Below are 21943 nucleotides of genomic sequence, written 5' to 3' on the forward strand. Positions count from 1 at the left end.
GGACAGCCCGTCAGGCTTGCAGCAGCTTCTGCAATTCACCGCTTTCGTACATCTCCATCATGATGTCGGAACCGCCGATGAACTCACCCCGGATGTAGAGCTGGGGAATGGTGGGCCACTGGCTGTATTCCTTGATGCCCTGGCGGATGGCATCGTTCTCCAGCACATTCACCGTAGTGAGGGTTTTCAGGTCCACACCGCTGGCCTTGAGAATTTGTGTGGCGCGCCCCGAAAAGCCACACAGCGGGAAGCTGGCCGTGCCCTTCATGAAAAGCACCACAGGGTTGTTTTTGACGAGTTCATCGATTTGGGCTTGTACGTCGCTCATGGCAGGATTCCTTGGTCTATGTCACGGAGTTTGAACAGGCCGATATTGTGACAAGTTTCGGCCACGGCATAGCACTGCCCCCTTATTCCCGACGGATTGCCCACAGATCGTCAGCCCGCCCCATCGGCTGATCTGCCGCTGGTCGGCCACAGCACACCGCTTGTCGGCTGCCACTACAGGCATTGGTAAATAAACGATACGGTCGAAACCTGTTTTCACCGCAATCGTTCTGCCATGCCTGCCTCTCCACCCCGCCACTACGCTTTACAGACCGGCTTCACGCTGATTGAAGTGCTGGTATCCATCGTCATTCTGTCGTTTGGCTTGCTGGGCATTGCCGGAATGCAGGCGGCCTCGCTGAAGATCAGCCGGGACTCCCAGCACCAGGCCACGGGGGTGCTGCTGGCGCGTGAATACGCCGAGCTGATGCGCAACAACATCCGCATCGCAGAACTAACCACGGGCACGGCCACCAGTGGCAACCGATATCTGATTGCCCACAACGCCACCAAACCCACCGCCACCAGCAAGGATTGCCGTACCAAAACATGCAAGAGCAGCGATATTGCCCAATGGGACAGGGACGACTGGTTGATGCGCGTACACGAGGCCCTGCCTGATGCCAAGGTGGAAGTCTGTTTCGACAACAGCCCGTTCCAGACATCAAGCAACGATGCCGGATTGCCCAAGGGCTGGGGCAACTGCGACAACACCGGCAACACCGTCATGATCAAGATCGGCTGGCTGCAAACCGCCGGAAAAACCGAAACCAAGGATGGCAAGACCGTATTCACCAGCAGCCTGAAAACCAGCGCGAATGCCCTCCCCTCCATCGTGCTGCCTGTGGTTCCCGGTGGCGCATTCGGTGCCGAGGCCACCCCGCCTGTCACACCATAAGCACGCAATGCACACCATGAAACACACACCCAATCTTCACCGGCAGCAGGGCCTGACGCTGGCCGAACTCATGGTAGCCATGGTCATTGGCATGATGATCGTCATGGCCACCTACGCTTCCCTGACCGTGGCACGGCAGGGATTCGGCACCGTAAACGCCACCTCGGAACTGCGTGACAACGCCCGTTTTGCCATTGCCATCATCCAGCAGATGGCCACGCAGGCAGGCTACAAGAACGACTACAACGCCACCTACATGCAGTCCAGCAGCGATGCCACCGGCTTCAATCTGGGCGGAGCAAGCGAAACCGTGCAGTTCGTGCACGGGCACAACAGCGCAATCATCACTGGCAAGAACATCGTGACCACTGGCAACACCATTGTGAACAGCAGTGACATCCTGACCCTGCGCAATATGACCGGCCAACTGACAGAGGCCAACAACTGGACAGACCGCACGATGGTGGATTGCACCGGCACACGGCGCGATGCCAGCAGCATGATCGAAAGCCACTTCTATGTAGCCATCAGCAACGGCGAACCCACCCTGATGTGCAAGTTCAATATGGATGCCAATGCCGAACCCCTGCTCTCTGGTGTGGAAACCTTCCAGGTGCTCTATGGCGTAAACACCGCCGCCGATACCAACACATTCAACGACACCGTGGCTAGCTTCCAGTTCCTGCGCGCCGACGAGATCACCAACAACGCCATGTGGCGACAGGTGCGCAGCCTGCGCATCGGCATGGTGTTGCGCTCTGCCCCCGGCTCTGGCGGCGAGAAAACAGCCCAGGACTACTGGCCACTGGGCAAGGCCATCGGTGATGACAACAATAAATTCACCAGCGAAGCCGATGACCGGATGCGTCAGGTCGTCACATTCACCGTGCAATTGCGCAACAACCTCAATCCACCCAATCTGAACGCCTCGCTGTGAAGGTGCCCTGCATGATGCCCGTATCTCCTCGTTCTTCACCCAGACTGCCCCGCCACAGCCAGCACGGTGCGTCGCTGATCGTCGTGCTGATGGTACTCGTCATCGTCAGCCTGCTGGGACTGGCAGCCGCCCAATTGGGCATTCAGGGCGAACGCGCTGCCCGCAACGACCGGGATCGCCAGATTGCCATGCAGGCCGCCGAAGCCGCCCTGACCGATGCCGAATTCGACATCGAAGGCACGGCACCCACGTCCAGCGGCAAGAAAAACCGCACGGCACTGTTCCAACGCCAATTCCACGCTGCATTCGAGGCTGGTTGCGGCACTTCCACCGCCGATGCGAACGGAACCCAAGGACTGTGTGCACAGCCTGCCACAGACAGCAAGCCTGCATGGCTGACCATCGATCTGGCCCAGGACACGACCCGCAGCGTTGCCTTTGGCGAATTCACCGGGCGCAGCTTCCCTGCCAACGAAATCGGCATTCAGCCTGCCCGGGCACCGCGCTACATCATCGAAAACATCCGCGATTACGGAGCCAGTGCCGATGGCGCGCGCGGCAATGATCGGGCCTACCGCATCACCGCCGTGGGCTTTGGCCCACGCGACAACACCTATGTGGTGCTGCAAACCATTTACCGCAAATAACCGACGCATGACAACCACCCGGAACACCCAGCCATGAACCGCCTTCCTCCACGCGGCCCCGCCACCGCTTTGTCACCGGCGGCCATCCAGCCTATGGCCCACAGCCAGCGTCGCCGCCTGACGCTCGCGGCCTTGACTGCCACCAGCATTCTGGCCATAGGAGTGCTGGGCTTTCCATACCAGGCCCACGGCAGCCTGAGCAGTGGCGTCAGTGGCATTCCCGCCATTCAACTGGCATCCGGCCCGCTGTACGCATCCGGCTCGCGTGCCAAGCCCACGCTGACCCTGACTCTGTCGGTGGAATTCCCGACTGTGGGAGCCGCATACCGTGACAGCTACAGCCCCACCAACACCTATATTGGTTACTTCCACACGGGAAGCTGCTACCGCTACAACAAGACCGACAACTACTTTGAACGCTATGGCAATGCCGATGCCAGCAAGGGATGCGATGGCAAGGGCTTTCATGGCAACTTCATGAACTGGGCGAATACCTCTTCAATCGATATTTTGCGTCTGGGTCTGACGGGTGGTGACCGGATCACAGACGAATCTGACAAAACAGTTCTTCAGCGCGCTGTACTACAAACTGGTTTCTACAACAGCAGCAGTTATTTCCCGGCAAAGACGCTTTCATCCAGTCATGTCAAAAGATCGGTTCCTGATGAACTGAAAATAAAAACCGATGGCAGTACCCACAGCGGTGATATAAAAATAGCAAATTGCCTCAACCGTATTTTCTTTGGCACGGAGTCTACCGGAAATTGTAATGGCCCCGGAAATAATGGCAATTTAGGTCAAGGCGGATTGCAGAATGGTCGAATTGGCGAGATTGTCAAAAATGAACGAAAAACCGTTATCAATTTGAACAATTATAAAACCACAGAATGCTCCGATGGTTCACAGTGCAGTTTTGAGGGGGTCAGAAAAGTCTACTTCGGCAGGCAAGATGGCAGGGATGCCTACTGGCACTGGGCTTATGTACGCAATGGCTTCACATGCTCCTGGAGCGAAGACTCCATGGGAGACCCCAGCGCGGGTACTGTCAAGAAATGCTATGTCTCGAATGAGAGATACGACGACGCATTCGAAGACAAATCGCTCACATCCAATACCCATTTTCTGACCAAAGTGCAAGTCTGTGAGGCTGGAGATCCTCGTGGTACAGATTATTGCCAACGCTATCCGAATGGTTACTACAAACCCGTAGGAAACCTACAAAAATACAGCGATCGCGTTCGGGTCGCTGCCTTCGGTTATTTGATGGAAAGTGGCAACAAACGCTACGGTGGTGTATTGCGTGCCCCTATGAAGTTTGTTGGCCCCAAAAACTACAGTTCCAATGGCACGGAGCTTCCTGGCGAAAACACAGAAGTGGAATGGAATATGCAAACAGGCGTATTCTTTACCAACCCCCAGAAGGCAGCAGAAGGCAACAGTGGAGTTATCAATTACCTGAACAAGTTCGGGCGCACCGGTACAGAAGGCACATACAAAAGCAACGACCCTGTAGGGGAGCTTTACTATGAAAGCCTACGGTATCTACAAGGATTGCAGCCTACGCCCAGAGCCATCAGTTTCAATAATACCGATGATACGAGCCAAGCAATCCCAGAGAGCTTCAAGGACGGATTTCAAGTCCTTACTCAATGGACAGACCCCCATGCAGACGGAGTCTCTACACAAGACTATAGCTGTGTCAGAAACAATATTGTTTTGATTGGAGATGTCAATACCCACAATGACAAATCACTCCCAGGAAATACACGAATCACTGGCGAAGGAGATTTCGACCGCAGTGGAGAAGTCGATTTATCCAGAAACATCCCAAATTTCAAAACATGGACGGAAGTCCTGGCCGGCTTCGAGAAAAACAGTGTTGTCCAATACATCGATAACAATGGAGTGCAACGTAAAACCAGCAGTCCCAATGGTCAAGTCTTCAATATGGATGCCAATGCCAACACTGGCAGCAGTAATGCGGCATACTATATTGCAGGTGCCGCCTATTGGGCAAACACCCATGATATTCGCGGAGAAAACTGGACAAAGAACAATAAAGACTCCAAAGGAAATTCTAAAATACGCCCAGGCATGCGTGCCAAAACATATGTCATTGACGTGAATGAAGGCGGTGCCAACAGCACATACAACACTCGCAAGCAACGGCAATTCTTTCTCACCGCCAAATACGGCGGCTTCAATGACATGTCCGGCTACGGCAACCCCTTTGTGGATGACAAAGGAATCACCAACAATGGCTCCTGGGCCAGAACCCCGGCTAGCCCAACAACTTCAGACCCCCAAACCTACTTCTTGGCCAATCAGGCACAGGATATTCTCGACGGTTTAGACGATATTTTCGAGAGCATCGTGGCCGAAGCGAACAGTATTGCCACCGGTGCCATTTCCAGCTCGGTGCTGCAACAGGATGACATTGGTTATCTGTATCGCGGCCAGTTTGATGTGAGCAGTTGGAGTGGCGACGTAGCGGCCATTTCTTTAAAAACCCAAGGCACTGGTCAGAACACCTCGCTGCAATTGGGAACCGAACAAGGCTGGAGTGCTGCCAGCAAGCTGGCCTCGATTGCCCCTGACGAGCGCAATATTGTGGTGGGCAATCCAGACCGCAGATCAGCCAGTCGTTTTCTGTGGAATGAAATTGCTGCCAGCCTGCAAGCCCACCTGCATGCCAGTGACAACCGTGGCACTGATCGACTGGCTTTTTTGCGGGGTGATCGCAGCAAGGAAGGCGCACCATTTCGAGTGCGGGGACGTTTGCTGGGCGACATTGTGAACTCGGGGGTGGTCTACTCTGGAGCACCATCGAACAGTGTGGCCGATACCGATTACTACACGAGTGCCCTGTACGCGGAAAAGCAAGACCGCGCACCGGTAGTGTTTGTGGGAGCGAACGATGGCATGCTGCACGCCTTCAACGCCACAGGTGACACCGACGGCGGCAAGGAACTGTTTGCCTATATTCCCAGTTGGGTCACTCCCCGCCTGCACCTGCTGGCCGACCCGAACTACAGTGTGAACGGACACCAGAGCTATGTGGATGCCACGCCCGTGGTGGCAGAAGCCAAAGTGGGCACCGGTGAGGATGTCACATGGAAGACTGTGCTGGTCGGCGGCACCGGGGAAGGCGGTCAAGGCGTGTACGCGCTGGATGTGAGCGACCCATCGGCCTTCAGCAAGGACAAGGTGCTGTGGGAATTCACCGATGCCGATGATGCCGACCTGGGCAATGTGGTGGGCGTGCCGGAAATCCTCAAGGTGCAGACCGGTGCCAACTCCTACAAATGGTTCGCCGTGGTCGCTGGTGGCGTAAACAACTATGTGAGCGATGGCCGTGCCAGCTCGAATGGCAAACCCACACTGTTCTTCCTCGACCTGGGCAAGGCCTATGGCAGCAACTGGAGCCTGGGGAGCAACTATTTCAAGATTCAGTTCCCGGTGAATACCAGCATCAACATGGCCAGCGGCATGGTGAACTTCACCTCATCGGTGAACGCCTATGGCGTGCTGGAGCGCGTTTATGCGGGTGACTTGCAGGGCAATCTGTGGCGGGTGGACTTCAAGGGCAAAAATCTGAAAGACGTAGGCGATGTCACAGGCAAACCCCTGTTCATTGCAACCGACAAGAACAGTGGAGGCGAACGCCAACCCATTTCCGCCAAGCCCATTCTGTTCCGCGCCGACAGCTACAACACCGTGGTGGCATTCGGCACCGGCAAGTATCTGGAGGAAAACGACAATACATCGACGAAACAGCAGACGTTCTATGCTGTGCTGGATGCCAACACCACCCCGGGGGGTGCAGAGGACGACAAGGACGACAGTGCCAGCGGCAGTGTCGTGGCACGCACTCGGCTCAAGGCTGCCGATGTGAACAAGGCAACCGGCGATGTCACGGTGGCCAACAGCACCGAAAGCCCTTTCAACTGGGCCACGATTTACCAGATCAAGGCCAATGACAAGCTCACCGACCCCAAACAGAAAAAATCGGGTCTGTATGCCGGCTGGTATTTTCACTATATAGATAACGGCGAACGCCAGATCAGCGAGGGAGCGGTGTATGGCCAACAGGTGCTGGTGAACAGCCTGATTCCACCATCGGCCAATCAGGGCATCTGCGGCACAGGCGACAGCTTTGCCTATATCGTGAACGTGGCCATGGGCACGGCAGAGCGCGAGGCATCCACCGTGGGCTTGCTGGGCGCACCCTTGGTGGTGGATGTGGACGAAAGCTATTCCGCACTCAACAGCGTGGGGCAGCGCACCCGCACCATTCGCTCCCGTGTCATTCAGCAAGGCTCGAAGGCAGGTACGGAAGGCACGAAGGTGGGAGAAATGATCAGCCGCACCTTGCTCACCGGTCGCCTGAGCTGGCGGCAAATTCCAAACTATCAGGAACTGCGTGGCATGCCGCTGGAAGACTTCGCTCCCACCAACCCATAAAAAAACAGGCACAACCATGACCTATCCGCACCGTCCCAAACGCTGCCACCCGCAACAGGGTTTCACGCTGATTGAGCTGATGATCGTAGTGGGCATCATCGGCATTCTGGCTGCCATTGCGTACCCCAACTACACCGAGTATGTCCGCAAGGGCAAACGCGCCGAAGCCCGCACGGCCCTGATGGAGCTGATGCAACAGCAGGAACGGAACATGACACAACGCAATACCTATGTGGAATTCGCTGCAACCTCCGCGCATGCCTCCCTGAAGAACTGGGCGGGTGATGGCGGCTGGGCTGCCGCCAGTTACCGCATGAAAGCGGAACGCTGCGATGGTCGCACTACCGGCAACGTGCTCTGCATCAAACTATCGGCCATTCCGACACGCACAGACCCCAAGGCCGGAACCTTGGAGTTCGACAGCCTGGGCAACAAATCCTGCACAGGTACCGAACCGGGAGTGTGCTGGTGAATCGCCTGTTACACCGGGGTTCTGCCCTGCCTCCTGTACGTTCACGCAAGGCCAGCGGGTTCACGCTGATCGAACTGATGGTGACGCTGGCCATTCTGGCCATTCTGCTGATGCTGGCGACACCCAGTTTTACCGAATGGCGCAGGAATACACAGCTGGTAACGGTCACGAATACATTGGTGAACGCCTTGGCAACGACGCGCTCAGAAGCCCTGAAGCGTAACCAGCCAGTGCGCCTGAACTTCATCGTCAGCAACAGTGTCGTCAGTGGCTGGCGCGTGTATGAGGACAGCGATCTGGACAACAGTTTCGATGCCACCAAGGATGAAGAACTGCACGACAGCGGCGTGGTGGTGCCGGATTTCATCACCGTATCAGCAGGCAACATCACAACATTCACCTACGACGGCAGCGGCTTCCTGAGGGGGGTGAACAACACCACCATCCGGGTGCAATACATGAATGGCGAAACGGTCAAGGCAGCCCGGCATATCATTGTCAGCCGTGCCGGACGGGTACGCACCTGCCGCCCCACTACGCCTGCTGGCACCTGCTCGTGAAACCATGAATCGTTCCTGCGCTCCCGCGTGGGAACGCCTCCCCCGCCGCTCCAGCGGTATGCCATGGCACGATCCTCGCAAGACCTCCCTTCTTTACGCGAACACATCCGTGCAGTCAGGCTAAACTAGCGCGTTATTTCACACGGAGTCAAACTCACATGACAGTTCAATGGACACGCTGCGCCACCTGGGTGGCGACCGGCATTACAGCCACATTGCTTGCCGCCTGCGGCTCCAGCACGGTGGACTCGGCCATTTCGCCCCAACGGGTGGTGGCATTCGGGGACGGCAACGCCGATCTGGGACAGGTCAGCGGCAGAACCTATACCGTCACGGCCCCGGACATTTATGCCAACTGGACCAGCCAGATCGCGCTGGGCTATGGCAAGACCTTGACATCGGTATCGGCTGGTGGCTTGAGCTATGCGCAAGGCAATGCCAGGGTCACGACTTCGCCCGACGCGGCGGGCAATGCCAGCACCCCCACCGTGCAGCAGCAGGTGACCAATTTTCTGGCCAGCAACCAGTTTGCCGGGGATGATCTGGTGCTGGTCAGTGCCGGTTTGAGCGATGTGGTGGTACAGGCCCAGGCCGCACTCACCAGCGGCCTGAGCCGCGATACCGCTCTGGCCAATGCGCGCACCGCCGGTGTGGAGCTGGCCCGTCAGGTCAATCGCATGACCAATGCCGGAGCGAAATATGTAGCAGTGGCCGGTGCCTACACGATCGGCAAAGGCCCATGGGGCGTGGCACTGAACAGTGCTGGCGTCAGCGATGCAGAGAACTTCCTGAACCAGCTCAGCAGCAAGTTCAATGAAGGCTTCAAGGTGGAGGGTGTGAATCTGGGATTGACCGGCGACAAAGTGCTGTACGTGGACTTTGAGGAATACGTCAATTACATCTACAACACACCCGCAGCCTTCAGTGTCGGCAACACCAATACGACTGTGTGCAATTCGGTGGATACCGGCAATGGCATCGGCACGGGAACCAACCAGATCAACTCGGCCCTGTGCAGCAAGGATACAGTGATCGACAGCAATTACGACCAGTATCTGTTTGCCGACCGGGTATATCTGACACCCAATGTGCATCGCCAGTTTGGCAACTGGGCTTACGACCAGATTCGCAGCCGTTGGTGAAAACCGGCTGAATTCATTGTTCAATTGATATCGGAATAGGCTTTGCCATTGCGCCCTGCGTGGGCAGATTCGTGCACTCACTCAGGGCCTGGCGGGCCGCCTCATAGCCGATTTCAATGATTTCGCTGGCGCGGTCGAACTCCATGAAGCGGATATCGCCCAGCGGAGGCTGGATCAGCAAGTCTGGTGCATCGTGCAGCAGGTTGATGCGGGTCAGGCGTGACTGGGTGATGTACACGGATGCCAGCAGAATTTCAAAAATGCCAGGAATCGGTGGCCCTTCGGATTCCAAAGGGACGGCATCCCGCTCTGCCAGCCATTCCACCAGTTGCTGCAACACCGGATGGCGGGTGGTTTTCAGCGTGTCGCGCACACGCATCCAGAACGGCAGTTCGCTGCTGGATGGCAAGGGTGCGGTAGTGTGCGTGACCGCAGTGGCCATGCGTTTTTCGACGATGTCGTGGTTCAAATCCACGGCAATGACAAACGATGCACCCATGTGGCGCACCGTACTGACCGGAACGGGATTGACCAGCCCCCCATCCACCAGAATATGCCCCTCGTGACGCAGTGGGGTGAAGATGCCCGGCACGGCAAAACTGGCATGAATCGCTTCCACCAGCCGCCCCTGTGAGAGCACCACTTCTGTACCACTGAGGATGTCGGTACACACGGCCTGAAAAGGCGTGGGCAAATCGTCAAAATACTGGCTGGGCAACAGGTCTTGCAGAAACCGCTCCACCTTGCGCCCATCGATCAGGCCGGAGCGCGGAAACACCGGGTCCAGCAACGCGACAATGCCGCGCCAGTCCATGCTGCGAAAGGCTTTCTCCAGGTCATCGACCTTGCCCGATGCCGCCAGAGCACCCACCAGCGCGCCCATGCTGGTTCCTGCCAGGCAATCCACCTGCAAGCCCCGCTCTGCCAGGGCACGCAATACGCCAATGTGCGCCAATCCGCGCGCCGAGCCACTGCCCAGGGCCAGTCCAATGCGAGAAGGAATTGCAGGTGTTTTCATGGCATGAATCATTTGGCATATTGTTTGCTTGACAGAACATCATGCACACATTGTGGTGCGATGCTGGCAAACTCGCTGTCAGGCATTGCTGTCGATAGGTACCGCCCGGATTACCCAAAATTGGGCCACCACAGGCGCATTTGCACCCAATCAGCGCAATCAAGGAGGGAGTTCAGATGAATAACGTTGAATTTGAAACTGCAAAACTTCTGGCCCATTTCAAGGTGCAGGCAAAGCGTTCAGGTATTTCAACGGATCTATCTCTGCTGCTGACCAGTGAGACGTATGCGCTGGCCATTTTCCAGGAAGTGGAAGATGTAACCGAAGACGAAGACCTGTTGGCAACCATGCTGCGCTTGCGTGCCAAGCTGCTGAAGCCGGTAGTCACGCCACCCGCCGCTCCCAGCATTCCTGCCATAGAGAGCACTGCCGCTCCAGTGACAACGGCAGCGGCCCCTGCCAAACCATCCACCCCCACGCCATTCCTGCGCGACTATCGCAATGGTGCGCGGGGGTGAGAAGCAAGCATTTTCAGAACGCCCAGTCCTCGTCTTCGGTGCTGACGGCCTTGCCAATCACATAGGATGAGCCGGAGCCGGAGAAGAAGTCGTGGTTTTCGTCGGCACTGGGTGACAGGGCCGCCAGGATGGCCGGGTTCACATCGGTCATGCTGCTGGGGAACAATGCCTCGAAGCCCAGGTTCATCAGGGCCTTGTTGGCGTTGTAGTGCAGGAATTTCTTCACGTCTTCCGTCCAGCCCACACCGTCGTACAGGTCTTCGGTGTACCTGACTTCGTTGTCGTAGAGGTCGTGCAGCAATTCGTAGGCATAGGCTTTCACCTCCTCCTGTTTCTGCGCTCCGGCCTTGTTGTACGCCTGCTGGAACTTGTAGCCGATGTAGTAGCCATGCACGGCTTCGTCGCGGATGATGAGGCGGATCAGGTCGGCGGTGTTGGTAAGCTTGGCGCGACTGCTCCAGTACATCGGCAGGTAGAAACCGGAATAGAACAGGAAGGACTCCAGGAACACGCTGGCGACCTTGCGCATCAGCGGGTCGTCGCCCCGGTAGTGGCCGATGATGATTTTGGCCTTGTTTTGCAGGTATTCGTTTTCCAGGCTCCAGCGAAAGGCTTCGTCCACGTCCGACATGGAACACAGCGTGGAGAAGATGGAGCTGTAGCTCTTGGCGTGTACCGCTTCCATGAAGCTGATGTTGGTGTACACGGCTTCCTCGTGCGGGGAGACGGCATCGGGAATCAGGCTGAGCGCGCCCACGGTGTTCTGCACGGTATCGAGCAGCGTCAGACCGGTGAAGACGCGAATGGTGAGCTGCTGTTCGTGCGGGGTGAGCGTGGCCCAGGACGGGATGTCGTTGGACAGCGGCACTTTCTCCGGCAGCCAGAAGTTGGAGGTCAGGCGGTTCCAGACTTCCAGGTCTTTTTCGTCTTCGATGCGGTTCCAGTTGATGGCCTGAACCAGATTGGGAATCAGCGTGGGTTCGTTCAGTGAGGGGATGGACATGGCAGTGCTACAGGCAGCAATACAGAAAAACAGCCTGCAACCCCAGGGGTCGCAGGCAGGATGGCAAACCTTAAAGATGGACTTATACCGAATGCTATTGACTTGAGCATCGTCATTGCGTGCTCAACCCGGAATCCAGCGACGACGCATCGGGTGGCGATAGGATTCTTCATAGCAACGGCTGTGCCACCTGGATTCCCGCCTTCGCGGGAATGGCGTTAAAAAACAATGTTGGGTTATACGGGGCACACCAGCGACTGCCATTCTGGCTTGCGCTGAATATAGGCAGCAATGAACGAGCATTCGGGCACAACACAGCGGCCCGCCTGCTGGATGTCTTCCAGCGCGGCCTTGGCCAGCAGACTGGCCAGCCCCTGGCCGTTGTATTGCGGCTCCACCACGGTGTGCGGCAAGGTGACTTGCCTGCCATCGATCACATAGTCGGCAAAGCCTGCGACGGTGGTGCCGTCGTCCAGCAGGACTTCATAACGGCTGGCGGATTCGTTGTTGCGAACAGAAGGCATGGCACAAGCTCCTTGGGGAAACAGGGTGGTGGAAAAACTCGGTATCAGTATCGATGGAGTGCGGGATTCACAGCGTGCAGGAAACGCAACCTTCCACTTCCGTGCCCTCCAGCGCGGCCTGGCGCAGGCGGATGTAGTAGATGGTCTTGATGCCCTTGCGCCAGGCGTAGATCTGCGCCTTGTTGATGTCGCGGGTGGTGGCGGTGTCGCGGAAGAACAGCGTCAGCGACAGGCCCTGATCGACGTGGCGGGTGGCCGCTGCATAGGTGTCGATGATTTTCTCCGGGCCGATTTCGTAGGCATCCTGGTAATACTCCAGATTGTCCTGCGAGAGGTAGGCGGCCGGGTAATAGACGCGCCCTACCTTGCCCTCCTTGCGGATTTCGATCTTCGCCACGATGGGGTGGATGCTGGACGTGGAGTTGTTGATGTACGAGATGGAGCCGGTGGGCGGAACGGCTTGCAGGTTCTGGTTGTAGATGCCGTGCTGCTGCACCGAGGCTTTCAGGGCCTTCCAGTCGTCCTGCGTGGGCAGCACAATGCCCGCCTGCTGGAACAGCTCGCGCACCCGTGCGGTTTTCGGCTCCCACTTCTGGAAGACGTACTGATCGAAGTATTCGCCGCTGGCATACCTGGAGTGCTCGAAGCCCTTGAAAGTGGAGCCAGTCTCGATGGCAATGCGGTTGGAAGCGCGGATGGCGTGGTAAGTGATGGCGTAGAAGTACAGGTTGGTGAAGTCGATGCCTTCTTCACTGCCGTAGAAAATGCGTTCACGCGCCAGATAACCATGCAGGTTCATCTGCCCCAGGCCGATGGCATGGGAGTCGTCGTTGCCTTTCTCGATGGATGGCACGCTGCTGATGTGGCTCATGTCGGACACCGCCGACAGCCCCCGGATGGCCACTTCCACGGTTTTCGCAAAGTCCGGGGAATCCATCGTCTTGGCAATGTTCAGCGATCCCAGGTTGCAGGAGATGTCCTTGCCAATGGTTTCGTAACCCAAATCTTCGTTGTACACGGATGGGCCATTGACTTGCAGAATCTCGGAGCACAGGTTGCTCATGTTGATGCGCCCCTGGATCGGGTTGGCGCGATTGACCGTGTCCTCGAACATGATGTACGGGTAGCCGGACTCGAACTGGATTTCCGCCAGTGTCTGGAAGAACTCACGGGCATTGATCTTCTTCTTGCGAATGCCGGGGTTGTCCACCATTTCGCGGTATTTCTCGGAGATGGAAATATCCGCCATCGGCACACCATAGATGCGCTCCACATCGTAGGGCGAGAACAGGTACATGTCCTCGTTGTTCTTGGCCAGCTCGAAGGTGATGTCGGGAATGACCACGCCCAGCGACAGGGTCTTTATGCGGATCTTTTCGTCGGCGTTCTCGCGCTTGGTATCGAGAAAGCGCAGGATGTCCGGGTGGTGCGCGTTCATGTACACGGCCCCCGCGCCTTGCCGCGCCCCCAGTTGGTTGGCGTAGCTGAAGGCATCTTCCAGCAGCTTCATGATGGGAATCACGCCGGAAGACTGGTTTTCGATGTGCTTGATGGGCGCGCCCGCCTCGCGGATGTTGGTCAGCAGAAAGGCCACACCGCCGCCGCGCTTGGACAGTTGCAGCGCAGAGTTGATGGAGCGGCCAATCGACTCCATGTTGTCCTCGATGCGCAACAGAAAGCACGACACCAGCTCGCCGCGCTGTTTCTTGCCACAGTTCAGGAACGTGGGCGTGGCCGGCTGGAAGCGGCCAGTGATGATCTCGTCCACCAGATTGCGCGCCAGGGTCTCATTGCCCTGCGCCAGCGTCAGGGCCACCATGCAGACACGGTCTTCGTAACGCTCCAGATAGCGTTTGCCATCGAAGGTTTTCAGCGTGTAGCTGGTGTAGTACTTGAATGCGCCCAGGAATGTGGGAAAACGGAATTTGTGCGCATAGGCCGCGTCCCAGAGCTTCTGGATGAACTCGAAACCGTACTGCTCCAGCACTTCAGCCTCGTAATAGCCCTTCTCGACCAGGTAATCGAGCTTTTCCTTCAGGTTGTGAAAGAAGACGGTGTTCTGATTGACATGCTGCAAAAAATACTGCCGGGCTGCCAGGCGATCCTTGTCGAGCTGGATTTCACCATTCGGGCCAAACAGGTTGAGCATGGCATTGAGGGCATGGTAGTCCAGCGCAGCTTCTTCGGGCGTAAAGCGCGGCTTGCCCACGGGCTTGACCGCAGGCGTGGCGGGACGATGGTGTTCCTGGAGTGAGGCAGTGGCGGAGGTCATGGGAGTGTGAATGCAGTCAAGAATATCGGGTTGTCGAAAGCGTCGGACGGGCATGACATGCCGAACCCACACCGGTCACTCGCCGGGATTCGCACGCCAGGAACCGGCCAACCGGAATGGGGATGGCAGCAATCAGGCCGGATGCAGGCTGGCCTGCTGCTGCCAGAACCGGCTCAGTCCACTGCGCACCCGCAATACATCGTCGGGAGTGCCCAGCAGCTCAAAGCCATACAGATAGGGAACCTGGCACTTCTGTGCCACGATTTTTCCGGCCAGACAGAATGCCTCGCCGAAATTGGTGTTGCCACTGGCCATCACACCACGAATCCACTCGCGGTTTTCGGCATGGTTCAAAAAGTGGATGACCGGCTTGGGAACCGCACCCCTGGCATTGCCGCCGCCATAGGTGGGCAAGAGCAACACATAGGGCTGGTCGAGCAGCAGGGGCTGCGCGTCGTCGGGGTGGGTGGGAATGCGCACCGCGTCCACGCCCAGCTTCTGCACGAAGCGATGCGTATTCTCGGAACTGCTTGAGTAATAGACCAGCAAGGACATGGATGCTTCCTCATTCGCCCGGCGAAACTGCCGAAATGGGCCTTCCCCTGCGCCGCTTGTGCCCCTTAGAACCTGTTCACGATCTTAGGCGGTGTGCAGCAGCGCGCTGATCTTGTCGGGGCGGAAGCCCGACCAGTGATCCTGCTCGGTAACCACCACAGGCGCCTCGCGGTAGCCCAATGCACGCACCTTGGCCAATGCGGCCTCGTCCTGGGACAGATCCACCACCTCGTAGGCAATGCCCTGGCGATCCAGGGCGCGGTAGGTAGCTGTGCACTGCACGCAGGATGGTTTGCTGTACACCGTGATGTTCATGGAAAAAGACCTCTCGAAATATGACAAGACGGATGCCCCCACACAATGGAGACACAGGGGGAAACGCCAAGACTGGGATGAGGGCATTGCGACGGATTCACAAACTGCCAATGCCGTATGCCGATGCCCGTTCTGCATGTGCCAGGAACGGGATATGTCACCCGCAAAAACCGGTGAAAAATGCCGTTTTTCCTCTCTTTTCTCAGCCCCCCGGAAAAAGTGAAAGCGATCTTACCACGCTAGATATAGTGTCCAATGGCAGATCAGACACTACCGGTAGGGTCTACGTGGGCATAAACCCAGCAAAAGCGACAGCCCTCAAAGCTAACCCCGTGTCACTGGTGCGCTTTGTGGAAGTCAAGCACTGCGCAGCTTATTTTGTAAAAAATTTCCCTTGAATTTCCTTGAAAAATGCCATGGATCACTGGCAAAAACAGGGGGCTCAACAGGGCTTAAGAGACTGCGGTATTGCAAGGATTCCCATGTAGAATCTACACTTTCTCACAAATCAAAGGCTTGCGATCATGCGTACGGACACCTTTCAGAAAACCCTGGATGAACTGAATGGCTCCTCGGCCGACATTGAGGCTTCTGCCCTGATTTCGGTCGATGGCTTGATGATTTCCTCGGCACTGCCCCAGCACATGGACGAGGATCGCATCGGTGCCATGTCCGCTGCGCTGCTGTCCCTGGGCGAGCGCGCCACCCGGGAACTGGCCCGTGGTGGACTGGAGCGGGTGCTGGTGCAGGGCAAGGATGGCTACATCATCATGACGGCAGCGGGCTCCGAAGCGGTATTGACCGTCACGGCCAAGGCCAACGCCAAGTTGGGCCTGCTGTTCCTGGACATCAAGCGCGCTGCACAGGTGCTGTCCAAGTCGCTTTGACACCGGCACGGCCAGCGCGGCCGGTTCCGTACACTCAACAAGGCCAGAAACCATAACAACAGGAGGTCTCATCGTGACTTTGCCAGACATCGCCCCACCCCTCTACGATCTGCCCAGCCAGGAAAAGCAGCACCGCTTCCACGACGGCAGCACGCGCGTGCTCCGCTGGGTGGACTTGGAATGCCCTTACCCCGATGGCAAGCTGATTGTCTCGCGCACCAACCGCGAGGGCATCATTACCCATGCCAACGATGCCTTTGTGCAGATGAGCGGCGGCTACACGCTGGAAGAGCTGCTGGGATCGCCCCACCACATCCTGCGCCATCCCGAAATGCCATCCCGTGTATTCCAGGATATCTGGGAAAAGTGCAAGAACCGCGAAAAATGGCACGGCTATGTCAAGAACCTGCGCAAGGATGGGGCCTATTACTGGGTCTATGCCAGCGTCGTGCCCAATGTGCGCAATGGGCAGGTCGTGGGTTTCACCTCGGTGCGCCGCAAGCCCTCCAGAACCAAGATCAACGAAATCATTCCGCTTTATGCGCAATACCTTCAGCAGGAAAAGTCCTGAGGAAGCCTTCACCAGCCGAATAAACCACCATGCAGAATTTGAACCTTCTTGTGGCTCCCGACTTTCTGCCTGTCCATTTTGCTGGCTGGCACATGCTCAACACCCTGCTGCAAAAGCGTCTGGATTGCCGTATGCACCTCTGGATGCCGGGCGACACCAGGGAGCAGCACCAGTTGCTGGAAGACAGCAAGGTCGATCTGATTTACGCCAACCCCTTCGATGCTGCCAAGCTGGTGCGCGAGAACAGCTTCACCGCGCTGGCCCGGCCTGTGCAGTGTTTCGATGAGGTGGTCATCAGCACCCATGCCAGCCACAGCGTGAACGGCGTGACCGATCTGCGCCCGGGTTGCCGCATTGCCGTGACCCCAAACACCGATGTCAAGCTGATTGCCTTGCGCCTGCTCGAACCTGCCGATCTGGATGAACACAACGTCGAGTGGGTGTCCACAGAGAGCTACCAGGGCGTGACGCGACTATTGGTGCGCGGCGAGGTGGACGCGGGCCTGTATCTGGCCGCAGCGTTTTACGGGCTGAGCAATATCGCCCGCAGACAATTGAAGGTGCTGGTGGAAAGCCGCCTGCGCTCCATCTCCCATGTGTTTCTGGCCAATCCGCTGTACACACAGGAACGCAGTTCTTTCCAGCAGGTACTGACCGGCATTGGAACCGAGCCGGGCGACAGCGAAGTGCTGGATGCCCTGGGCATGCCGCATGGGCTATCGCGCATGGAGCAGGAAGATGCCGAGTTCATGATCGACCTGATGGAAACCCTGCTGGACTGATCTCATCTTTCGCCCGCATCGCCTGCGGGCACAGGCCAAGGCCAAACCCTCGCCAGCCATGACATGCGTTCATGGCTGGCTTTTTTGTGCATGTCGCAATCGTCCGCACGAATCACGACACTCCACCAAAAGTCTATTTTTACGATACTTTTTATCCATACATAAGGCAAAAATCCGGTCATAGGTAGCATTCATTCATCGCTTTTACACACTTTGAAGGAGCCATGCCATGAACACCCTGCCATTTGCCCCATGCACCACACCGCGCCCCTGGCTGTCGTCCTACCCGGCAGGCATGCCCACGGACATCGAGGCAGAAGCGGCACGCCATGCCTCGCTGGTGGAGCTGATGGAATCGGCCTTTGAGCGGCATGGCAAGCGCACCGCCTACAGCTTTCTGGGCAAGCGTTTCAGCTATGCAGACATCGACCGGCTGAGCCGGTATTTCGCTGCCTACCTGCAATCATTGGGCCTGCGCCGGGGCGAGCGCGTGGCGGTCATGCTGCCGAATATCGTTCAATACCCGATTGTGGCGGCTGCCGTGTTGCGCACCGGGCTGGTGCTGGTGAACACCAATCCGCTGTACACGGCGCGGGAACTGCAACACCAGTTGCAGGATTCGGGCGCGAAGGCCATCGTTGCGCTGGAGCAATGCGCCACCACGCTGCAACAGTGCCTGGCACACACGGCGGTGGAGCACATTGTGCTGGCCCGCATCGGTGACCAACTGGGCTTTTTGCAGGGCATGGCCGCCAACTGGATGGTGCGCCGCCGCCAGAAAGACCAGCCCAGCACCGGCTGGCATCTGCCACAGGCGATTGGCTTCAACCACGCACTGAACCTGGGGCGCAAATGCCATTTTCAGCCGCCTTCGCTGGCGCAGCATGATCTGGCCCTGCTGCAATACACGGGCGGAACCACGGGCGTGAGCAAGGCGGCCATGCTCACGCACGGTAATCTGATCGCCAACACACTGCAATCGACGGCGTGGAACCGTCCGGCCCTTCAAGGGCTGGCGGCCGACGAGGTATGCACCACCGTCTGCGCCCTGCCCCTCTATCACATCTTCGCCTTCACGGTGGGGCTGTTGATGAGCCTGCACCAGGGCGGCACGCTGGTGCTGATTCCCGACCCACGCGACATGACCGCCATGCTGCGGGAGCTGCAACGCCACCGCATTCACATCTTCCCGGCGGTCAATACCCTGTTCAACGGACTGCTGCGCCACCCGGACTTTGACACCGTGAACTGGCAGCATCTGCGCCTGTGCGGTGGGGGCGGCATGGCCGTGCAACCCTCGGTGGCACAGGAGTGGCTGGAGCGCACCGGATGCGCCATCTGCGAAGGCTACGGCCTGACCGAAGCCAGCCCATCGGTGGCCTGCAATCTGGTAACGACGCGCCAGTTCAGCGGCACCATCGGCCTGCCCCTGCCGGGCACGCACATGCAGTGCGTGGACGAACGCGGCCATGCCGTGGCGGCGGGCGTGGCAGGCGAGATTGCCATCCGGGGGCCGCAACTGATGCAGGGCTACTGGCAACGCCCCCAGGAGACGGCAGAGGCCATGACGGCGGATGGCTACTTCCTGACCGGGGACATCGGCATCATGGATGAGCAGGGCATATTCCGCATCGTCGATCGCAAGAAAGACATGATTCTGGTCAGCGGCTTCAACGTCTATCCGAACGAAATCGAGCACGTCGTGCAGCAACTGCCCGGCGTGCGCGAATGCGCGGTGGTCGGTGTGCCGGATGCCCAGAGTGGCGAGGCCGTCAAGCTGGTGGTAGTGTTGCGCCACGATGTTCCCCACGCGCTGGGCGAAGCCGCCCTACGCCACTACCTGAAAAACCACCTGACTGCCTACAAACGCCCCAGGCACATCGAATTTCGCCAGTCCCTGCCGAAGAACACCGTCGGCAAGATTCTGCGCCGGGCACTGCGCGATGAAGAAACCCAGGGATGATTCAGACCATCTTGGAGAAATCGCGCTCGAAGCGCATCAGGTGCTGGCCACCATCGACCAGCAGCGTGGTTCCGGTCAGGGACTGGTTTTCCAGGGCAAAGCGCACGGCATGCGCCACGTCATGCGCCGTGGAGGATCGCCCCAGCGGGCTGAGCCGGTGCAGATGGGCAAAGCTCTCGTCATCAAGAAAATCGCTGGTCAGGGTCAGGCCGGGGGCCACACCCACCACGCGCAGACGGGGAGCCAGTGCCTGTGCCAGCATGGTATTGGCCGCTTCCAGCGCAGCCTTGGAGAGCGTGTAGCTGAGAAAGTCCGGGTTCGGGTTCCAGAGTTTCTGGTCCAGCAGATTGACGACCACGCCGGTGTGCAAGCCTTGCCCGGCCCATTCCTGCGGATGCAGCCCGTCGCGTTCGCGCCAATGCGCCGCCAATGCCTGCGCCAGCAGCAGCGGCGCGGCCACATTGCTCTGCATGTGCACTTGCAGCGATTGGTAGGAGAAACTGCTTGCATCATCGAAAGCAAACAGCGACGCACTGTTCACCACCGCATCCACCGTGCCGAAATGCTGCACCACCTGCGGCAGCAACTGGCGCACGGCATTTTCATCCTCGAAATCGGCGGCAAAGCCCGCACTGCGCACCCCGTGCCCGGCACAGGCTTCGATGGTCTGCTGCGCCTCGTGTGCCGAATGCCGGTAATGCACGGCCACATTCCAGCCATGGGCAGCCAGATCGAGCGCGATGGCCGCGCCCAGCCGCTTGGCGGCTCCCGTGACCAGGACAGTGCGCGGCTTGGAAGGAAAGGGCATGGCTTGCTGCGACAATCGGGAAATGAACAGATCGACAAGTGTACCCCAGGCTCTGGAACAACACATTCGGCACCAGATTGCCACCCAAAGCGACCAGCGCATCGGCTTTGACACCTTCATGCAGCACGCCCTGTACGCCCCCGGCATGGGCTACTACAGCGGCCCACGCAGCAAGATCGGGCTGATGCCCCCCGGCGCGCCCACCCTGGCCGGATCCGCCGAAACGGCCAGCGGCAGCGACTTTGCCACGGCCCCCGAAATGTCCTCACTGTTCGGCAAAACCCTGGCGCATCAAGTGGCACAGGTGCTGAGCGTTACCGGCACCTACACCATTTACGAATTTGGCGCAGGCACGGGCGCGCTGGCCTTCGACCTGCTACAGACCCTGGGCGATGCCGTGCAGCACTATTGCATCATCGACCTCTCGGGCACACTGCGCGACGTGCAGCAACAGCGTCTGCGCGCCTTCGCCCCCAAGGTGCAATGGCTGGAGCAACTCCCCGATGCCTTGGCAGGCGTGCTGCTGGGCAACGAGGTGCTCGATGCCATGCCGGTCAAGTTGCTGCTGCGCCAGCAAGGCCAGTGGCTGGAGCGCGGCGTATCGCTGACTGCGCCCACCGACGATGCCAACGCCCCCCACTTCTGCTGGAGCGACCGCCCCACCGATCTGCGTCCGCCGCTGGAGGTGGCTGGCGAACACGACTACCTCACCGAAATCCACCCGCAGGCCGAAGCATTCATCCGCACCGTGGGCGAACGGCTGGAGCGCGGCGCGGCACTGTGGATCGACTACGGCTTTGGCGAGCACGAGTACTACCACCCCCAGCGCAGCATGGGCACGCTGGTGTGCCACCACCAGCACCGCATGGACGACAACCCGCTGGTGCAGGTGGGAGAGAAGGACATCACAAGCCACGTCAATTTCACCGGCATTGCCGTGGCCGCGCAGGAAGTGGGGCTGGAAGTGCTGGGCTACACCACGCAGGGGCGTTTTCTCATCAATTGCGGCATCGCGCACTGGCTGGAGCAAGCCACGCTGCCCCAACGCGTCATGGCCGCGAAACTGGTGCAGGAGCACGAAATGGGCGAGCTGTTCAAGGTGATGCTGCTGGGCCGGGGTGCATTCTGGGAGGCAGATGGCTTCGCGCACGGCGACCGCACCCACACACTTTGACATCCTCCCCAGCCTAAAGGCAGGGGATTCCTCCAGCGAGACGGCAATGCCCTGCCGCGAGAATGTTGCGTGCTGCGTTCACGTCACGGTCGTGTGCCGCTCCACA

22 protein-coding genes are annotated in these 21943 nt (G+C 58.3%); 13 read left to right on the forward strand and 9 right to left on the reverse strand.

The genetic code is table 11. The annotated features are described in order from the left end of the window. Positions 1-10: 10 nt before the first annotated feature. Entirely contained in the window at positions 11-328 is a 318-nt protein-coding gene (gene grxD, locus BUE21_RS09210) for a Grx4 family monothiol glutaredoxin (RefSeq protein ID WP_073356390.1), read from the reverse strand. A 234-nt stretch (positions 329-562) separates the two neighbouring features. On the opposite strand from grxD, the gene pilV reads away from it, so the two are divergent. From pilV to BUE21_RS09245, 7 genes are all read left to right on the forward strand, one after another. Beyond that, positions 563-1225, forward strand: coding sequence for a type IV pilus modification protein PilV (gene pilV, locus BUE21_RS09215; protein ID WP_073356391.1), 663 nt, complete (start codon positions 563-565; stop codon positions 1223-1225). A gap of 16 nt (positions 1226-1241) precedes the next feature. Then, the gene (locus tag BUE21_RS09220; RefSeq protein ID WP_234971099.1) at positions 1242-2162 is read left to right on the forward strand and encodes a PilW family protein; all 921 of its coding nucleotides are present in this window, start codon (positions 1242-1244) and stop codon (positions 2160-2162) included. Between the two features lie 14 nt (positions 2163-2176). Continuing rightward, positions 2177-2809, forward strand: a complete 633-nt coding sequence (locus tag BUE21_RS09225; RefSeq protein WP_073356414.1) for a pilus assembly PilX family protein — start codon at positions 2177-2179, stop codon at positions 2807-2809. A gap of 33 nt (positions 2810-2842) precedes the next feature. Then, positions 2843-7273, forward strand: a complete 4431-nt coding sequence (locus tag BUE21_RS09230; protein WP_073356393.1) for a pilus assembly protein — start codon at positions 2843-2845, stop codon at positions 7271-7273. A gap of 16 nt (positions 7274-7289) precedes the next feature. Next, positions 7290-7745: a type IV pilin protein gene (locus BUE21_RS14995; RefSeq protein WP_073356394.1), complete on the forward strand. Its 456-nt coding sequence runs from the start codon at positions 7290-7292 to the stop codon at positions 7743-7745. Continuing rightward, entirely contained in the window at positions 7742-8305 is a 564-nt protein-coding gene (locus BUE21_RS09240; RefSeq protein ID WP_143164477.1) for a GspH/FimT family pseudopilin, read from the forward strand. Before BUE21_RS14995 ends, BUE21_RS09240 begins: the two co-directional genes overlap by 4 nt. Before the next feature lie 158 nt (positions 8306-8463). Continuing rightward, complete coding sequence (locus tag BUE21_RS09245; protein WP_073356396.1) at positions 8464-9447, forward strand: SGNH/GDSL hydrolase family protein; 984 nt, start codon at positions 8464-8466, stop codon at positions 9445-9447. Positions 9448-9460: 13 nt separating this feature from the next. Here the strand turns inward: BUE21_RS09245 and BUE21_RS09250 are convergent, their stop codons facing one another. Then, entirely contained in the window at positions 9461-10465 is a 1005-nt protein-coding gene (locus tag BUE21_RS09250) for a patatin-like phospholipase family protein (RefSeq protein ID WP_234971100.1), read from the reverse strand. Positions 10466-10641: 176 nt separating this feature from the next. Here BUE21_RS09250 and BUE21_RS09255 point away from each other — a divergent pair, with 176 nt between their 5' ends. Beyond that, a complete protein-coding gene (locus tag BUE21_RS09255) occupies positions 10642-10983 on the forward strand; it encodes a hypothetical protein (protein ID WP_073356398.1) in 342 nt (113 codons plus the stop codon). Between the two features lie 13 nt (positions 10984-10996). Here the strand turns inward: BUE21_RS09255 and nrdF are convergent, their stop codons facing one another. The 5 genes from nrdF to nrdH form a co-directional block, all read right to left on the reverse strand. Then, positions 10997-11986, reverse strand: coding sequence for a class 1b ribonucleoside-diphosphate reductase subunit beta (gene nrdF / locus BUE21_RS09260; RefSeq protein WP_073356399.1), 990 nt, complete (start codon positions 11984-11986; stop codon positions 10997-10999). A gap of 236 nt (positions 11987-12222) precedes the next feature. After that, the gene (locus BUE21_RS09265) at positions 12223-12510 is read right to left on the reverse strand and encodes a GNAT family N-acetyltransferase (protein WP_073356400.1); all 288 of its coding nucleotides are present in this window, start codon (positions 12508-12510) and stop codon (positions 12223-12225) included. A 67-nt stretch (positions 12511-12577) separates the two neighbouring features. Further along, positions 12578-14782: a class 1b ribonucleoside-diphosphate reductase subunit alpha gene (gene nrdE, locus BUE21_RS09270; RefSeq protein ID WP_084523108.1), complete on the reverse strand. Its 2205-nt coding sequence runs from the start codon at positions 14780-14782 to the stop codon at positions 12578-12580. 132 nt (positions 14783-14914) lie between these two features. Then, on the reverse strand, positions 14915-15337 hold the full coding sequence (nrdI, locus tag BUE21_RS09275) for a class Ib ribonucleoside-diphosphate reductase assembly flavoprotein NrdI (RefSeq protein ID WP_073356401.1): 423 nt from the start codon (positions 15335-15337) through the stop codon (positions 14915-14917). An 84-nt stretch (positions 15338-15421) separates the two neighbouring features. Beyond that, the gene (gene nrdH, locus BUE21_RS09280; protein WP_073356402.1) at positions 15422-15652 is read right to left on the reverse strand and encodes a glutaredoxin-like protein NrdH; all 231 of its coding nucleotides are present in this window, start codon (positions 15650-15652) and stop codon (positions 15422-15424) included. 524 nt (positions 15653-16176) lie between these two features. Between nrdH and BUE21_RS09285 the strand changes: the two genes are divergently transcribed. From BUE21_RS09285 to BUE21_RS09295, 3 genes are all read left to right on the forward strand, one after another. After that, entirely contained in the window at positions 16177-16539 is a 363-nt protein-coding gene (locus tag BUE21_RS09285; RefSeq protein ID WP_073356403.1) for a roadblock/LC7 domain-containing protein, read from the forward strand. Between the two features lie 73 nt (positions 16540-16612). Further along, on the forward strand, positions 16613-17110 hold the full coding sequence (locus BUE21_RS09290; RefSeq protein ID WP_084523110.1) for a PAS domain-containing protein: 498 nt from the start codon (positions 16613-16615) through the stop codon (positions 17108-17110). Between the two features lie 29 nt (positions 17111-17139). After that, positions 17140-17892, forward strand: coding sequence for a PhnD/SsuA/transferrin family substrate-binding protein (locus tag BUE21_RS09295; protein WP_073356405.1), 753 nt, complete (start codon positions 17140-17142; stop codon positions 17890-17892). Positions 17893-17894: 2 nt separating this feature from the next. On the opposite strand, the gene BUE21_RS14515 is transcribed toward BUE21_RS09295, so the two are convergent. Then, complete coding sequence (locus BUE21_RS14515; protein WP_143164479.1) at positions 17895-18074, reverse strand: hypothetical protein; 180 nt, start codon at positions 18072-18074, stop codon at positions 17895-17897. Between the two features lie 47 nt (positions 18075-18121). On the opposite strand from BUE21_RS14515, the gene BUE21_RS09300 reads away from it, so the two are divergent. Continuing rightward, positions 18122-19855, forward strand: coding sequence for an AMP-binding protein (locus tag BUE21_RS09300; protein WP_073356406.1), 1734 nt, complete (start codon positions 18122-18124; stop codon positions 19853-19855). 1 nt (position 19856) lies between these two features. Here BUE21_RS09300 and BUE21_RS09305 read toward each other — a convergent pair whose 3' ends face one another. Next, positions 19857-20663, reverse strand: a complete 807-nt coding sequence (locus tag BUE21_RS09305) for an SDR family oxidoreductase (protein WP_073356416.1) — start codon at positions 20661-20663, stop codon at positions 19857-19859. 22 nt (positions 20664-20685) lie between these two features. Between BUE21_RS09305 and BUE21_RS09310 the strand changes: the two genes are divergently transcribed. Further along, positions 20686-21837: a class I SAM-dependent methyltransferase gene (locus BUE21_RS09310; RefSeq protein WP_073356407.1), complete on the forward strand. Its 1152-nt coding sequence runs from the start codon at positions 20686-20688 to the stop codon at positions 21835-21837. The last annotated feature ends 106 nt before the right edge of the window (positions 21838-21943 follow it).

Origin of the sequence: Lampropedia hyalina DSM 16112 (assembly GCF_900129055.1) — a bacterium.
Classification (GTDB): domain Bacteria; phylum Pseudomonadota; class Gammaproteobacteria; order Burkholderiales; family Burkholderiaceae_C; genus Lampropedia; species Lampropedia hyalina.